This is a genomic window from Paroceanicella profunda (assembly GCF_005887635.2).
Lineage (GTDB): Bacteria > Pseudomonadota > Alphaproteobacteria > Rhodobacterales > Rhodobacteraceae > Paroceanicella > Paroceanicella profunda.
The window spans coordinates 667844-682011 of record NZ_CP040818.1 but is presented as its reverse complement, the minus strand read 5'-3'; the positions used below and the strand labels follow the sequence as shown (position 1 = coordinate 682011).

General features: G+C 67.3%; 15 protein-coding genes, 1 tRNA gene and 1 pseudogene. 8 read left to right on the top strand and 9 right to left on the bottom strand.

Annotated elements, in window-relative coordinates; all coding sequences use genetic code 11:
• Positions 1-44 precede the first annotated feature (44 nt).
• Entirely contained in the window at positions 45-641 is a 597-nt protein-coding gene (locus FDP22_RS03040; protein ID WP_138577642.1) for an RrF2 family transcriptional regulator, read from the top strand.
• A gap of 6 nt (positions 642-647) precedes the next feature.
• Here the strand turns inward: FDP22_RS03040 and FDP22_RS03035 are convergent, their stop codons facing one another.
• The 4 genes from FDP22_RS03035 to FDP22_RS03020 form a co-directional block, all read right to left on the bottom strand.
• Positions 648-2420 carry a SulP family inorganic anion transporter gene (locus FDP22_RS03035; RefSeq protein WP_138577644.1) on the bottom strand — a complete coding sequence of 591 codons (1773 nt, stop codon included), beginning with the start codon at positions 2418-2420 and terminating at the stop codon, positions 648-650.
• 328 nt (positions 2421-2748) lie between these two features.
• The gene (locus tag FDP22_RS03030) at positions 2749-3612 is read right to left on the bottom strand and encodes an MBL fold metallo-hydrolase (RefSeq protein WP_138577646.1); all 864 of its coding nucleotides are present in this window, start codon (positions 3610-3612) and stop codon (positions 2749-2751) included.
• Between the two features lie 68 nt (positions 3613-3680).
• Positions 3681-3986 (bottom strand): DUF167 family protein, encoded by a 306-nt coding sequence (locus FDP22_RS03025; protein WP_138577648.1) that lies wholly within the window; start codon positions 3984-3986, stop codon positions 3681-3683.
• Positions 3983-4270 carry a YggT family protein gene (locus tag FDP22_RS03020; RefSeq protein ID WP_138577650.1) on the bottom strand — a complete coding sequence of 96 codons (288 nt, stop codon included), beginning with the start codon at positions 4268-4270 and terminating at the stop codon, positions 3983-3985. The genes FDP22_RS03025 and FDP22_RS03020 overlap by 4 nt, the downstream gene beginning before the upstream one ends.
• A 146-nt stretch (positions 4271-4416) precedes the next feature.
• Between FDP22_RS03020 and FDP22_RS03015 the strand changes: the two genes are divergently transcribed.
• The 3 genes from FDP22_RS03015 (at position 4417) to FDP22_RS03010 (ending at position 6312) form a co-directional block, all read left to right on the top strand.
• Positions 4417-4492, top strand: a tRNA-Ala gene (locus FDP22_RS03015).
• Positions 4493-4591: 99 nt separating this feature from the next.
• Positions 4592-5848, top strand: coding sequence for a DUF6538 domain-containing protein (locus FDP22_RS24385; RefSeq protein ID WP_170317572.1), 1257 nt, complete (start codon positions 4592-4594; stop codon positions 5846-5848).
• Positions 5845-6312, top strand: coding sequence for a site-specific integrase (locus FDP22_RS03010; protein WP_239031853.1), 468 nt, complete (start codon positions 5845-5847; stop codon positions 6310-6312). The genes FDP22_RS24385 and FDP22_RS03010 overlap by 4 nt, the downstream gene beginning before the upstream one ends.
• Before the next feature lie 57 nt (positions 6313-6369).
• Here the strand turns inward: FDP22_RS03010 and FDP22_RS03005 are convergent, their stop codons facing one another.
• The 4 genes from FDP22_RS03005 to istA all read right to left on the bottom strand — a co-directional run bounded on the left by FDP22_RS03005 (position 6370) and on the right by istA (position 10737).
• A complete protein-coding gene (locus tag FDP22_RS03005) occupies positions 6370-6909 on the bottom strand; it encodes a recombinase family protein (RefSeq protein WP_138577656.1) in 540 nt (179 codons plus the stop codon).
• A gap of 253 nt (positions 6910-7162) precedes the next feature.
• Positions 7163-7453, bottom strand: coding sequence for a Rha family transcriptional regulator (locus FDP22_RS03000; protein WP_205910834.1), 291 nt, complete (start codon positions 7451-7453; stop codon positions 7163-7165).
• A gap of 973 nt (positions 7454-8426) precedes the next feature.
• Entirely contained in the window at positions 8427-9218 is a 792-nt protein-coding gene (gene istB, locus FDP22_RS02995) for an IS21-like element helper ATPase IstB (RefSeq protein WP_143972228.1), read from the bottom strand.
• Positions 9208-10737, bottom strand: a complete 1530-nt coding sequence (gene istA / locus FDP22_RS02990; RefSeq protein ID WP_143972239.1) for an IS21 family transposase — start codon at positions 10735-10737, stop codon at positions 9208-9210. Before istA ends, istB begins: the two co-directional genes overlap by 11 nt.
• A 353-nt stretch (positions 10738-11090) precedes the next feature.
• On the opposite strand from istA, the gene FDP22_RS25340 reads away from it, so the two are divergent.
• The gene (locus tag FDP22_RS25340; RefSeq protein ID WP_430225576.1) at positions 11091-11282 is read left to right on the top strand and encodes a DUF6538 domain-containing protein; all 192 of its coding nucleotides are present in this window, start codon (positions 11091-11093) and stop codon (positions 11280-11282) included.
• Positions 11227-12249: a LysR substrate-binding domain-containing protein gene (locus FDP22_RS02985; RefSeq protein WP_170317570.1), complete on the top strand. Its 1023-nt coding sequence runs from the start codon at positions 11227-11229 to the stop codon at positions 12247-12249. The genes FDP22_RS25340 and FDP22_RS02985 overlap by 56 nt, the downstream gene beginning before the upstream one ends.
• 322 nt (positions 12250-12571) lie before the next feature.
• On the opposite strand, the gene FDP22_RS02980 is transcribed toward FDP22_RS02985, so the two are convergent.
• The gene (locus tag FDP22_RS02980; RefSeq protein WP_138576341.1) at positions 12572-13165 is read right to left on the bottom strand and encodes a TetR/AcrR family transcriptional regulator; all 594 of its coding nucleotides are present in this window, start codon (positions 13163-13165) and stop codon (positions 12572-12574) included.
• A 92-nt stretch (positions 13166-13257) separates the two neighbouring features.
• Here FDP22_RS02980 and FDP22_RS02975 point away from each other — a divergent pair, with 92 nt between their 5' ends.
• On the top strand, positions 13258-14001 hold the full coding sequence (locus FDP22_RS02975; protein WP_138576343.1) for an SDR family NAD(P)-dependent oxidoreductase: 744 nt from the start codon (positions 13258-13260) through the stop codon (positions 13999-14001).
• A pseudogene (locus FDP22_RS25335) lies at positions 13998-14159 on the top strand (LysR family transcriptional regulator); the annotation flags it as partial. The gene FDP22_RS02975 and the pseudogene FDP22_RS25335, both read left to right, overlap by 4 nt.
• Between the last annotated feature and the right edge of the window lie 9 nt (positions 14160-14168).

The following is a 14168-nucleotide window of genomic DNA, read 5'->3' as shown; positions in this document are numbered from 1 at the left end:
AGCCTGTCCGGGTCAGGACCAGTTTCGGGAGGGGCGGTTCGGAAATGAAGCTCACGGCCTATTCGAATTTTGCCCTCAGGGTGCTCCAGTTCGCCGCGTTGCGCGCGCCGGGCCTGGTGCGGGCGGAGGACGTGGCGCAGGCGCATGGCATCAGCCGGGCCCATGTCACCAAGGTGGTGCATGAGCTGGGGCAGGCGGGCTATCTGGAAACGGTGCGCGGCCGGGGCGGCGGCTTCCGGCTGGCCCGGGCGCCGGAGACGGTGGTCGTGGGCGAGGTGCTGCGCTTCACCGAGGGCCCGTTCGAGCTGGTGGAATGCTTCAACGACGCCACCAACACCTGCCCGCTGGCCGGGATCTGCCGGCTGTCGCAGGCCCTGCGCGCCGCGCTGGAGGCCTTTCTGGCGGTGCTTGACGGGGTGACACTGGCCGATATCGCCGCCAACCGCGGCGCGCTGCTGGAGCGGATCGCCCCGCGCCCCGCGCTCGAAATGCCAGCGGCCGGGCCGGAGCCGGAGCCCGAGAGGGGGCCGGAGACCGGACCGGAGACCGAGCCAGGGACTGCACCTGAGACTGGGCCTCGGACGGGGCGCGGCTGCCCGCGCGGGGCGGATGCGCCCGTGCCGGAGCCGGAGCGCGCCTGAGGCCGGCTAGCGCGCGGCGCGGCCGGCGTCGCGCAGCCGCTCCGTCGGCTCTGCCTGGCGCGGGCCTGCGAGCGCGATGCGCGCGGCCTCCGGGGCCAGGGTGCGGAAAGCGTCGTACTGGCTGAGGAACACCTCGCCGGTGAGCGTGTCGGGCAGGCCGGCGCGGCGCAGGCCGTCCATCACCGGGCCCTTCACCTCGGAGAGATGCAGCGTGACGCCGGCGTCCTGCAGGCGGTGGTTGATCGCCTCCAGGCTTTCCAGCGCCGAGGCATCCACCGCGTTCACCGCCGCGCAGACCAGCACGACATGGCGGATGCGCGGATCCGCGGCCACGGCGTCGTAGACGTAATCCTCCAGGAAGCGGGCATTGGGGAAGGACAGGCTCTCGTCCACCCGCAGCGAGAGCACGTGCGGCGCGGTCACCACCTCATGCCGGGCCACGTTGCGGAAATGCTCGCAGCCCGGCACCTGGCCCACCACCGCCACATGCGGCCGCGAACTGCGCCAGAGCTGCAGCGCCACCGAGAGGCCGACGCCGCAGATCAGCCCCCGTTCCACCCCTGCCCCGAGGGTGACGAGGATGGTACCCGCCTGGGCGATGAAATCGGCGCGGGACCAGCGCCACACCCGGACGAGGGCGCGGACATCCACCAGCCCCAGTACCGCGACGACGATGGTGGCCGCCAGCGTGGCCTGCGGCAGATAGCGAATGAGCGGGGTGAGGAACAGCGTGGCCAGCGCCATGCCCGCCGCGGTGAACAGCCCGGCCGCCGGCGTGCGGGCCCCGGCGTCGAAGTTCACCACGGAGCGCGAGAAGCCGCCGCTCACCGGGAAGGCGCCGGAGACCGCGGCGCCGAGATTGGCCGCGCCGAGGGCGATCAGCTCCTGGTCCGGGTCGATGCGCTCGCGCCGCCGGGCGGCGAGGGTCTGGGCGATGGATACGTTCTCCACGTAGCCCACCACCGAGATCAGCAGCGCCGGCACCGCGATCTGCGCCAGCAGCCCGGGGTCCAGCGGCGGCAGGGCGAGCACGGGCAGGCCGCGCGGCACGTCGCCCACCACCGCGATGTCGAGCCCGAGCGCCCAGGTGGCCAGCGTGGTGAGCGCCACCGCGATCACCGGCCCGGTGCGCGCCAGCGTGGCGGCCAGCCGCTCCGGCAGGCCGATGCGCCGCAGCGCCGGGGCCATTCCGCGCCGGGCCCAGACGAGAAAGCCGATCGCCGCCAGCCCGAGCGTGAGCGCCTGTGCATTCGTGCCCGGCAGGGCGGAGAGCAGCGCCGGCACCAGCTCCGGCGCCGTGGCGCCGCCGGCCTGCACGCCGAGCAGGTGGCGCAGCTGCCCCGCCGCGATCAGGAGCGCCGAGGCGGTGATGAAGCCGGAAATCACCGGGTGGGAGAGGAAATTGGCGAGAAAGCCCAGCCGCAGCAGGCCCATCACCACCAGCATTCCCCCGGAGAGCGCCGCCAGCGCCACCGCCGCGCCGGCGAATTCCGGCGTGCCCTGCGCGAACAGTGCCCCGCAGGCCGCCGCCGACATCAGCGAGGAGATCGCCACCGGCCCCACCGCCAGCGTGCGCGAGGTGCCGAAGAGCGCGTAGAGCACCAGCGGCGCCATGGAGGCATAGAGCCCCAGCACCGGCGGCAGCCCGGCGAGCAGCGCATAGGCGAAGCTCTGCGGGATCAGCATCACCGTGACGATGAGCGCCGCGACGAGGTCGGCCCCGAGGGTCTGGCGGCTGTAGCTCCGGCCCCAGTCGAGGAACGGCAGGTAACGCTGCATGGCATGCTTTCGGGAACACGCGGCCCGGGCCGCTCGGGGAAGGGGCGGGGGCCGCGGCCGGGCCCCCGGGAAGACGCAGGCGGCAGCCCTCGGCGAGGCGCCGCCGGAGAGGATCGACCGCCGCCTCTCGCGGGGCAAGCGCGCAGGCTCCGGCGCGAGGGGCGGCTGCGGACGCGCCCGCCGGTCAGCCGCCGGACCCGTGGCGGATCAACGAACCGGGGCCGCGCCCGCCTCCTCCCGGCCGGGCGGAGACGAAGCGCCCCGGGGCCCCGGGGGGGGGCGGCAGGCCCGCCTCGGGCCTTCGCCCCGCCCCGGCGCCGGGCCGCGGTCAGAACCGGTTCACCGGCAGCTTGAGGTAGACATTGCCGTCCTCCTCCGGCGGGGGGAAGTGGCCGGCGCGCATGTTCACCTGGATGGAGGGCAGGATCAGCTTCGGCATGCCCAGGTCCGCGTCGCGCGCGGTGCGCATGGCGATGAACTCCTCGCGGCTGTGGCCGGCGCCCACATGCACGTTCGCCGCCTTCTGCTCGGCCACGGTGGTTTCCCAGGCGTAACTGTCGCGGCCGGGGGCCTTGTAGTCATGGCACAGGAAGAGGCGGGTCTCGTTCGGCAGGGCGAGCACCTTCTGGATGGAGGCCCAGAGCGTCTCGGCCGAGCCGCCGGGGAAGTCGCAGCGCGCGGTGCCGTAATCGGGCATGAACAGCGTGTCGCCCACGAAGGCGGCATCGCCGATCACGTAGGTCAGGCAGGCCGGCGTGTGGCCCGGCGTGTGCAGCACCCGGCCGGTGAGCCCGCCGATGTCGAACGTGTCGCCCTCGGCGAACAGCCGGTCGAACTGCGAGCCGTCGCGCTCGAACTCGGTGCCGGCGTTGAAGATCTTGCCGAACGTGTCCTGCACCACGGTGATGCGGTCGCCGATGCCGATCCTGCCGCCCAGCCGCTCCTGCAACCAGGGTGCGGCGGAGAGGTGGTCGGCATGGACATGCGTCTCCAGCATCCAGGCCACCTCCAGCCCCTCTGCCGTCACATGGTCTGCGATGGCCCGGGCGGAGCGGGTGTCGGTGCGCCCGGCGGCGGCATCGAAATCCAGCACGCTGTCGATGATGGCGCAGGTGCTGCTGCCGGGGTCGCGCACCACATAGGACACGGTGTTGGTGGCCTCGTCGAAGAAGGCTGTCACGTCGGGCTGCATGGGAAAACTCCTCGCGGCAGGTTTCTCCACATGTATAGTGTAAATTGAATATGTAAAGGGGAACCGGATCAGACCAGCGCCTGCAGCCGCTCCGCGAGGACCCCGGCATCCCCGGCCAGGTGCAGCCGCTTGATGCGCCCGGTTTCGCCGGACACGAGGGTGACATCGCGCGGGGCGAGGCCCAGGCTCTTCGCCACCAGCTTCGTGAGCGCCCTGTTCGCCTCCCCGTCCACCGGGGGCGTGGCGACCCGGGCGCGCAGGCAGACGGTTTCGCCCTGCACCATCACGCCCTCGATCCGGTCACGCCCGCCGCGCGGGGTGAGCCGCACGGTGAGCAGCAGCCCGTCCGCCTGTGCAACCCAGGGCAGGATCACATGAGGTACATCGCGTTGCGCGAGATGATGATCCGGATGGCGGTGATGCCGAGCAGCACGATCAGCGGCGCGAGGTCCAGCCCGCCGAGGCTGGGCAGGGCGCTGCGGATCGGGCGGTAGATGGGTTCGAGGATCCGCTCCAGCGAGGTCCAGATCTGCCGGACGAAGGACTGGTTGTAGTTCAGGATGCCGAAGTTCAGCAGCCAGCTCATGATCACGTGGATGATCACGATCCACCAGACGATGTTGAGCAGCATGAAGATGATCTGGATTAACGATCCCATTAACCGGTTTCCTGTGTGCCTGAGGGTCCGGACCCGTAGATAAGTGGAGCAGGGGGCAGGAGCAAGTTTTCCCGCCCTGCGGCATGTGATCATGGTGAAGAACCCGCTTGACACCGCCCGCCCCGCGCCATACCTCTGCGCGCCAAGGGGCCGTAGCTCAGCTGGGAGAGCGTCGCGTTCGCAATGCGAAGGTCAGGGGTTCGATCCCCCTCGGCTCCACCATCCCTTCTTTTCCCGTTTGCGATCAATAGCATGCTGGAAAACAAGGTGGAATCCGTTCGGTTGCTACAGTGAGGTGCTGCAGGATCGGCACCTGACGACATGCCGACCCACCCAAGACTCATGCGTCGCGGACAGACGTTCTACCTCCGCGCAGCCGTGCCCGCAGCGCTCCGTCCGGCCCTCGGCAAGCGCGAGATCACCCGCTCCCTCAAGACCCGCGATCCACGCGACGCCCTGCGCCGGGTCCGCATCGAATCCGTGCGCGTGGATGAGCAGTTCGAAGCCGCCCGCAGGCAGCAGCGTCACGAGCAGGAACCGCCACAGCCCGACCTGAGCGAGGAGCAGCTCCGCGAGCTCAAGGCCGTCTACTACCGGCACCTCCTTGAGCAGGACGAGGAGATCCGCCTCGCGGGCTTCCACGACCCCGATGAGCCGGAGGAGACGCTCCCGGAGCACCCCCGCGATACCTTCGATGAGCACGAGGAGGGCAGCGAGGATCTCGCCTCCCACGCCCGGCGCGGATACGCCCGTGGCAAGGCCGATGCCTTTATCCGCAGCGAGGCCGAAGACCTGCTCGACTGGGACGGTGTCGATATCCGTCTCGCTTCCGGCTCCCCCGGCTGGCCGCGCCTGTACCGTGCCGTGCAGGAGGCGCTGATCGAGGCCGGGGACGCCATCGCCGAGCGCAATAAGGGCCGCGTGGTGCAGACCCCCGAGGCTCCGGTGATCCGCCAGGCTCCGCCTCCGGGTCCGCTGCTCTCCGAGCTGATCGAGGAGCGTATCGCCGAGCAGCAGCGCTCAGGCGTCTCGGCCAAGATCCTGCACGACTACCGGACCTGGCTCGGCTACCTGATCGAGATCGCCGGAGATCGCACCATCGGGAGTTACACCCGCGAGGACGGTCGCCGCTTCAAGGCCACCATCTCCCGCCTGCCCGGCAACTGGGCCAAGAAGAAGGGCCTGAAGGGGCTCGGGGTGGTCAAGGCCTCCGAGAAGGCCGTGCGGCTGGAGATGGAGCCCATGTCGGTCGCCACGGTCAACAAGGCCCTGAGCCGCGTGGGTGCCTTCTGGAACTGGGCCGGAAAGCATTTCGACGACGTGACCCGCAACATCGTCGAGGGACAGGCCATCGCCGAACGAACCTCTGCCCGCGACCAGCGCCAGCCCTTCACCGCCGACGACCTCACCCGGATCTTCTCCGCCCCCACCTACAAGGGCTGTGACGGGGAACGACGCTGGGCCTACCCGGGCCAGCAGGTGCTCGATGGTCTCGCCCGCTTCTGGTGCCGCTGCTCGGGCTCTTCACCGGAGCGCGGCTCAACGAGCTGTGCCAGCTCCGTCCGGACGACGTGGTGATCGAGAAGGGCATTCCCTGCCTGCGCATCACCGACGAGGCCCCGTGGCAGACGCTCAAGACCGCCTCCTCGCGGCGGCTGATCCCCCTGCACCCGCGCCTGCTGTCGCTCGGCTTCCTCGCCTTCGTCGAGGGCAAGCGGGGCCAGGAGCGGCTGTTCGCCGAGTTGCAGCCGGATGCCTTCGGCTACCTGTCCGACGCCTTTTCCAAGCACTTCGCGCGGTTCCTGAAGTCGGTCGAGGTGAAGCGCCCGAAGGTGAGCTTCCACAGCTTCCGGCATTGCTTCGAGGACGCCTGCCGGGCGGCGGGTGTCGAGCGCGGCCTGATGGACGCCCTGCAGGGACACTCCGAGGGCGGCATGGCGGCACGCTACGGTCAGGGCTTCCCGGTCGAGCGGCTGGCCGAGGCGGTGCGCAGCATCGACTACCCGGAGGTCACGCTCTGGCGGGGCGGTGAGAGGTTCTGAGCTGGAAGGCGCAGTCGAAAGGCACATGCACAGGGCAGGAGAGCCACGGGGGCAGGATCACTCCAGCGCCCGGTAGACCGAAGACCGCCCGACCCCCAGCGCCTTGGCGATCTCGCTCACGCCCTTGCCCTCGGCCTTGAGCTTGCGGACCTCATCGACCGGGACACTCGGCTTGCGGCCCTTGTACCGGCCCTCGGCCTTGGCCTTGGTGATCCCTTCCATCTGCCGTTCCTTCCGAAGGTTCGTCTCGAACTCGGCGAAGACCCCGAGCATGTCGAGGAACGCCTTGCCCGCTGCCGTCCCGGTGTCGATGGGCTGGTCGAGGGCCTTCAGGGTCACGCCCTTCTGGCGAAGCTCCTGGACGATCTGCTGCAGGTCACCGATGGAACGGGCCAGCCGGTCGACCTTGGTCACCACCAGTTCATCACCAGCCCGCAGGAACGCCAGAACGGTCTCCAGCTCGGAACGGCCGTCCCGCTTGGTCCCGGTGACCTGCTCGGCCCTGACGACCTCGCACCCTGCAGCCTTGAGGCGCTCGACCTGCAGGCTCACGTCCTGATCGGTGGTGCTGACGCGGGCATATCCGTATGCGGCCATGGGGGCTCTCCTGTTCCAATAGGCTCTAGACCCGGAGGAGGTAGTGCCCCATAAATCCTAAGTAAACCCTATTGGTGCGATTAAAGTGCCCCAAGCCTACATCCCGGGAGGGTATACCCCAATGGAACGGGTGCGGAGATGATCAGGGTGAACATGCTGGGGAGCTGGTAGGTGTCCAGCCCCCATTGGGGGACGTACTATCACGCCCCGCTGCTGGAGCGTCTCGATTTGATCTTCCTCAATCTGAGCAACATCAAACACGCCCCTGCCAGCGATCCACGAGACGGGCCGTGAACTCCGGCGAGAGCTGAGCGACCACCACGAAGGTGTCCCGCTTCGGGAGCTGGTAGGTGGACACTGTCTCAAGGCGACGTTCGCGCTGGATTTTGACTTCCACCATTGGTGGGAGTGAGATCACGCCCCTCTCGACGATCCGCTCGATGGCACGCTTCACGCTGTCGTGCCGTGCTTCCACCAGCTCCGCGATCTCCATCGACGACATGCTGAGGGTCTGGTTGTCGGAGGCGGGGGTGATGCCCTCCATTGGAGGGAGTGAGACCACGCCCCCTGTTGGATGAGCCCTGCGCTGGGCGGGTGGAGCGGGAGACCCCCGGGGCCTGCCTCAAGTCAGCTCGGAAGGACCGTCTCGCGTGACCTCAGGGGCAGTGCCTGGGGCGGGGTATGGTGGGCACGGGGGGAAGACCGCTAGCGGGACTCCTGATCGATATGCCGCCTCGAAAGTTTCCGCCAAAAAGCAGCCCCGGCCCCCCTTCAGAAGGCAGGGTACCCCTTGCTGGAAAGGGACTCCGGCTCTCCAGGCGGGCTTCAAGGCGGGCACATGGGGTCTTCGTCCACCGTGCAATTGCACGCCCAAGGGAATGCATAGCATGACCGCCCTCTAACGTCCCTTCTCAAGCCCCCTCAGAGGCAACCCCAAGCGTCCGCTGAGAGCCCCGCTGGCGGCTCCCTGTCGCGTAGAGGGGGGGATCAATCATCATCGGATGAGCCCCCCGTCTGGAGGCTCTCCTAGCGTCCCTGTGCAAGGCCCTCAGAAGGGCACCTCCACGTCCTCCCCCTCGGGCTCGCCTTCTGGGTCAGCCTGCACGGTGAGTGAAGACATCCACCAGCATGGTGACGACCTCCTTCCTCCCCTTTAGAGGTCAGCCTCAAAGGTGGCTTCAGACGTGGGGTCTGATCTGTCGATCATGATCATCCCCACCCTTCGATACACGCCTGAGGTCAGCTTCTGGAGTCACCTTTAAAGTCCAGTGTCTCTTTAAGGGGCTGGCGTTTAAGGCCTTGAGAATAAGGGATTTTTTAAGGGGTAGGGTGCGGGGTCCATACTCAACTCAGGTGGTCTTCATGCCGCAAGGCACATCACTGGGTCTGCCTTCGAGGAGGTCTCCAGCCAGTCGAGCAGTAGTGAGCGCATCCGTTCGGCGGGGTGTTGGATGTCACTGAGAACTGACCCAGCATTGTCATCGAGATTTGACCCGCCTGTCAGTATGTCGGTCGGTTCATGATGGGGTCAACATTGGCGTCTCCTTCCTCTTTTTTTTCGCGGTCTCGGAGCTGGCCTTGAAGCGATAACTGTCGTTTCCGGTTTCCAGGATGTGGCAGCGGTGTGTGAGGCGATCGAGGAGCGCCGTGGTCATCTTGGCGTCACCGAAGACGCTGGCCCATTCGCTGAAGCTTAGGTTCGTGGTGATCACGACGCTGGTGCGTTCGTAAAGTTTGCTGAGGAGGTGGAACAGCAAGGCGCCGCCCGAGGCGCTGAACGGCAGGTATCCGAGCTCGTCGAGGATCACCAATTCGGTTTTCACCAACGCCTCGGCGATTTTCCCGGCCCTTCCCAGCGCCTTTTCCTGTTCCAGCGCGTTCACCAGCTCGACTGTGGAGAAGAAGCGCACGCGTTTGCGGTGATGCTCAATCGCCTGGACTCCGAGGGCGGTCGCCACATGGCTTTTCCCGGTGCCGGGCCCGCCAATCAGGACCACGTTTTCGGCAGCATCGAGGAACTCGCATCGATGAAGCTGCCGAACGAGGGCCTCGTTGACCTCGCTGGCCGCGAAGTCGAAGCCTGACAGGTCCTTGTGGGCCGGGAAGCGCGCTGCCTTCATGTGATAAAAGATGGACCGCACTTCACGTTCGGCCATTTCAGCCTTCAGCAGCTGGGACAGGATCGGGATCGCCGCATCGAACGCAGGCGCGCCCTGTTCCATGAGGTCATGCACGGCTTGGGCCATGCCTGGCATCTTCAGACTGCGGAGCATGATGACGATGGCAGCTCCGGCGGGATCATGACGCATGGCGTTTGCCTCCGGATGTGCGCAGCCCATCGTAGCGTGCAACATTGGCCTCGGGCTCCTTGCTCAGCGTCAAGGCCGGAGGCGGCGTTACGTCTGGCAACTCGACTGAAGTGCCGTTCACCAGCCTGTGCAATAGGTTCAGCACGTGGGTCTTTGTCGGCACGCCGGCCTTCAACGCCATGTCCACCGCGCACAGGACCGCCTGTTCGTCGTGATGCAATACCAACGACAGGATGTCGACCATCTCCCGATCACCGCCGGGTCTGCGCAGCATCTGATCCTGCAGCTCACGAAAGCCCCTCGGCATCTCAACAAACGGGGCGCCGTTACGCAGCGCACCGGGCTTGCGCTGGATCACGGCCAGGTAATGCCGCCAGTCATAGATGACGCGGCCCGGTTGCCGATGCGACCTTTCAATGATGCGCTGGTGCTCGCAGACGACATGCCCTTCAGCAACGACAACCAGCCTTTCGGGGTAGATGTGCAGGCTGACTGGCCGGTTCGCAAAGCTGGCAGGCACGGAGTAGCGATTGCGATCAAACGTGACGAGGCAGGTTGAGGACACCCGCTTGCTTTGCTCGACATAACCGTCGAACGCGGTGGGCAACGGCATCAGCGAGGGCTTCTCCGCTTGCCAGACGTCTGCGATGCTGCCGGGCAAACCGCCATGTGCGGTTTCGGCCCACAGCGCCTTGCACCGTTCTTCCAGCCAGCAGTTCAGCGCATCGAGATCAGGGAAGGTGGGCATCACCTGCCACATCCTGCTGCGCGCATCGCGGACGTTCTTCTCGACCTGGCCCTTTTCCCATCCCGCCGCCGGATTGCAAAAGTCGGGTTCGAACACGTAGTGGCTGGTTATCGCCATGAAGCGCGCATTTACATCGCGCTTTTTGCCGACGCCCACGCGGTCCACCGCCGTGCGCATATTGTCGTAGATCCCGCGGCCCGGCACGCCTTCGAAGATTCTGAACGCATGCCAATGCGCGTCGAACAGCATCTCGTGTGTCTGCAGCAAATATGCCCTGACCAGGAACACGCGGCTGTGCGACAGCTTGATGTGTGCGACCTGCAGCTTGGTCCGTTCACCCCCGACGATCGCGTAGTCTTCGCTCCAATCGAATTGGAAGGCCTCGCCCGGCTTGAACACCAGAGGCACGAATGTCCCGCGATCCGTCGTGTTCTGCGCGCGCTGCCGGTCCGATTTCCAGGCTCGGACAAAGGCTGAGACCCGCTCGTAGGACCCATCGAACCCCAGCTGAACCAGATCCGCGTGCATCTGTTTCGCCGTCCGCCGCTCTTTGCGCGATTTGCGCTGTTCGGCCAGCAACCAGCCCGACAGCTTCTCCGCGTACGGGTCGAGCTTGCTCGGCCTCGATGGTGCCTTGAACTTGGGCTCGACGATCCCGGCACGCAGGTAACGCCTGATCGTATTTCGGGACAGTCCAGTCCGCCGCGAAATCTCGCGGATGGGCATCTTGTCCCGCAGTGCCCACCGTCGAATGACGCTCAAAAAATCCATGTCGATCACTCCAATGACCCCCGACAAATCTCGTCAGGGGGAGGGTTCCACATGGGTCAATTCTCAGTGACATTTCCTATCGCTGCTGGGTCAGTTCTCAGTGACATCCAACAGTGCTGATCTCATTGGGTGTGCTACAGTGGCTTGCTACAACTGCCTGCTATAAGCTACCGTTAAGCACTGAAAACAAAAGGAAATCTCACCTCACGCCTAGTTCCCCCTCGGCTCCACCATCCCTTCTTTTCCCGTTTGCGATCAATAACATGCTGGAAAACAAGGTGGAATCCGCTCGGTTGCTACAGTGAGGTGCTGCAGGATCGGCACCTGACGACATACCGACCCACCCAAGACTCATGCGTCGCGGACAGGCGTACTGCCTCCGCGCAGCCGTGCCTGCAGCACTCCGTCCGGCCCTCGGCAAGCGCGAGATCACCCGCTCCCTCAAGACCCGCGATCCACGCGAGGCCCCGCCGGGTCCGCATCGAATCCGTGCGCGTCGACGAGCAGTTCGGGGCCGCCCGCAGGCAGCAGCTCCGCGAACATGAGCCACCTCAGCCCGACCTCGGCGAGGAGCAGCTCCGCGAGCTCAAGGCCGTCTACTTCCGGCACCTCCTCGAACAGGACGAGGAGATCCGTCTCGCGGGCTTCCACGACCCCGATGAGCCGGAGGCGACCCTTCCCGAACTCCCGCGCGACACCTTCGAGGAGTACGAGGAGGGCAGCGAGGATCTCACCTCCCACGCCCGGCGCGGATACGCCCGTGGCAAGGCCGATGCCTTCACCCGCCCCGCACGGAGACTGGTGCCGACCCCCGGGGGCGCGGCCAGCCTTGCCCGCATCGCGCGGCTCTTCAGGGCGCTCGATGCTGCAGAGGACAGTCTCCGGCCCGGTGACGCGCTGGCCGGCCCGCTCCGGGTCAGCCTGCCGAACGACCTCGGGCGGGTGCTGATCCGCGAAGGGGTCGGCCGGTTCCTCCGGGCGCATCCCGGGGTGCAGCTCGACCTGGGCCTGGGGGACCGGCAGCACGACGTGATCGGGGAGCGTTCCGGCCTTGCCCTTCGCGTCGGCCCCATGAGCGGCGGCGCGCCCACCGCACGCCGGCTCGGATCGCTCGGCACCATGCTGGTGGCGGCACCGTCCAATCTCGCGGCGGCCGGCCTTCCCTCCGGCCCCGCGGCGCTGGGGGGCATCGTTTCGTCCGCCACATCCGCGTGGGCGGCACGCCGCCGATCCGCTTTGCAGACGGCGGCCGCGTCCCCCCCTCGCAGCCCGCTCGGCCTCGTCCCGGGCTTCGCCCTGCGCGTGGCCGCGCTCCACGGGCTCGGCATCGCGCATCTGCAGCACTGCGCGGTCGCGGCGAACCTGCAGCGCGGCGCGCTGGGCCGGCTCCTGCGGGAGGACGCGCTGGCGGAGGTGCCGGTCGGCGGGCCGCACCCCCATGGCCGCCTCGCGCCAAGGCGCCTGTCCGTCTTCCGCGACCATCTTTCGAGGGATTTCGCGTTGTTCGCCTGATGGGGGCTTCGGCCGGTCGGTCGGCATGCGGCCCGTGCGCCGCCGCGCAGACTGTCGCCACCGGTCCCGAGCTTCGCCGGCTGGTCCTGCCTGTCTCATCACAGGGATTGGCCCTGCCGGGACGGCAGGCGTCGCAGACAGGCTTCCGCTGCGTCCCTTACGGGCGTCAGCGGCGCGGAGGAACGGGACGATCGCCCCGCCGCCGGCGACAGGGCGGCGGGGGAACGGGCATCCGGCTCTGCGCAGGTCGCGTCCCGAAGGCGGCAGGTCATGCCGGGGGCGGTGAGCGGCCCCTCCCGGTGCCCGGAGCGACACCCGTCCTTCAACCCGATGCCGCCCCGGGCAGGCGGTTCCGCTCTGGCGGGCGAACGACGATGCCGTCCGTGAACAGGCCTACGAGATGCGCGACGCCGGATTGCGGTATTCCGTCCTGCTCGACCGCCAGCGAAACGGCCGTGGCCACGCAGACCAGGTCGGCGAAAGTGATGTCGACGCGCACCTGGCCCGTGCTCTGTGCCGTCTGCAAAAGCTGCTGCCCCACCTGGCTGGTGGCAACGCATCCCGGCGTGCCCGTCTTCAGCACGATGCCGAGCGAGGCTGCGAAGCCTCGATAGACGGTCGTGTGGCGCACCAGCTCCTCGAGATAGGCGCGCAACGTGGAAAGGGCATCAGCCCCTTCGGCGCGCAGGCGCATGTCCTCGGCAACGGCCACGAAGCGGGCGCTGTAGGCCGCAGCCAGCAGGTCCTCGCGTGTGGGAAAGCGCCGGTAGAGCGTTCCTATGCCCACGCCGGCGTGCCTTGCAACCTCGTTCATCGAGACGGTCGCGCCCCGTTCGAGGAAGATCGCTTCTGCCGCGGCAAGGATCTTGTCTCTGTTTTGCTGCGCATCGGCGCGCAGTGGCGGGTCATCGGTCAAGGGCGGGCCTCTCTGCGTCTTGCTAAGTGGAATGATACTCCATATAGGTAAGTGGAACAACGCTCCACTTGCGAGGGGACAGGAGAGACAGCATGGCTCAGAGATTCGAACACAAGGTTGTGGTGGTCACCGGCGGCACGGATGGCATCGGCCTCGCCACGGCCAGATCCTTCGCCACGCAAGGCGCTCGCGTCTACATCACCGGGCGCAGGCAGGACCGTCTGGACGCCGCCGTCGGCGAGATCGGCCAGGGCGTGATCGGCGTGCGGGGCGATGTGTCGGATGCGGCAGACCTTGACCGGCTCTATGCGCAGATCGGGCGCGATCACGGTCGTGTCGACGTGGTCTTCGCCAATGCCGGGATTTCCGAGCAGGCCGCCTTGGGCAACATCGACGAGGCCCATTTCGACCGTCTCTTCGACATCAACGTGAAAGGCATGGTCTTCACCGTCCAGAAGGCGCTGCCTCTCATGTCGGCAGGGGGCGCCATCGTGCTGACCGGCTCCGGCGCCGGCGTGAAGGGGTTCCCGGGCCTGTCCATCTACAGCGCCACCAAGGCCGCGATCCGCGCCCTGGCGCGCGGCTGGACCGCCGATCTCAAGAGCCGTGGGATCCGAGTGAACGTGGTCTCTCCGGGCATGGTGCTGACACCGGCGATGGCGACCTATCTTCGCACCAACGAGGGGGCCGAGGCATGGATGCAGCAGACCATCCCGTTCGGACGCCTCGGCAACACCGATGAGATTGCCAGGGCGGTGCTTTTCCTGGCCTCCGACGACAGCAGTTTCGTGGGAGGGGAGGAGCTGCTGGTCGACGGTGGCTTCGTGGCCGTCTGACGGGCGGCTGCTCTCACCGCATCCGTCGAAGGTCCGCGCGTCCCGGGCTCCCAGCGGATTTTCTGGAACTGGCACGGGAGCTCAACTTTTCCCGCGCCGCGGAGAACCGCAACACGACCCAACCCGCGTTCAGTCGCCGGATCAGGAGCCTGGAGGCGCACATTCAG

What these genes read in the sequence shown, in the direction of transcription:
- FDP22_RS02975 (WP_138576343.1), top strand. Translation starts at nt 13,258, where the DNA reads ATGGCTCAGAGATTCGAACACAAGGTTGTGGTGGTCACCGGCGGCACG.
- istB (WP_143972228.1), bottom strand. Translation starts at nt 9,218, where the DNA reads ATGCGTCATGATCCCGCCGGAGCTGCCATCGTCATCATGCTCCGCAGT.
- FDP22_RS03040 (WP_138577642.1), top strand. Translation starts at nt 45, where the DNA reads ATGAAGCTCACGGCCTATTCGAATTTTGCCCTCAGGGTGCTCCAGTTC.
- FDP22_RS25340 (WP_430225576.1), top strand. Translation starts at nt 11,091, where the DNA reads ATGCGTCGCGGACAGGCGTACTGCCTCCGCGCAGCCGTGCCTGCAGCA.
- FDP22_RS03000 (WP_205910834.1), bottom strand. Translation starts at nt 7,453, where the DNA reads ATGGAGGGCATCACCCCCGCCTCCGACAACCAGACCCTCAGCATGTCG.
- FDP22_RS24385 (WP_170317572.1), top strand. Translation starts at nt 4,592, where the DNA reads ATGCCGACCCACCCAAGACTCATGCGTCGCGGACAGACGTTCTACCTC.
- FDP22_RS03020 (WP_138577650.1), bottom strand. Translation starts at nt 4,270, where the DNA reads ATGGGATCGTTAATCCAGATCATCTTCATGCTGCTCAACATCGTCTGG.
- FDP22_RS03005 (WP_138577656.1), bottom strand. Translation starts at nt 6,909, where the DNA reads ATGGCCGCATACGGATATGCCCGCGTCAGCACCACCGATCAGGACGTG.
- FDP22_RS03030 (WP_138577646.1), bottom strand. Translation starts at nt 3,612, where the DNA reads ATGCAGCCCGACGTGACAGCCTTCTTCGACGAGGCCACCAACACCGTG.
- FDP22_RS03035 (WP_138577644.1), bottom strand. Translation starts at nt 2,420, where the DNA reads ATGCAGCGTTACCTGCCGTTCCTCGACTGGGGCCGGAGCTACAGCCGC.
- istA (WP_143972239.1), bottom strand. Translation starts at nt 10,737, where the DNA reads ATGGATTTTTTGAGCGTCATTCGACGGTGGGCACTGCGGGACAAGATG.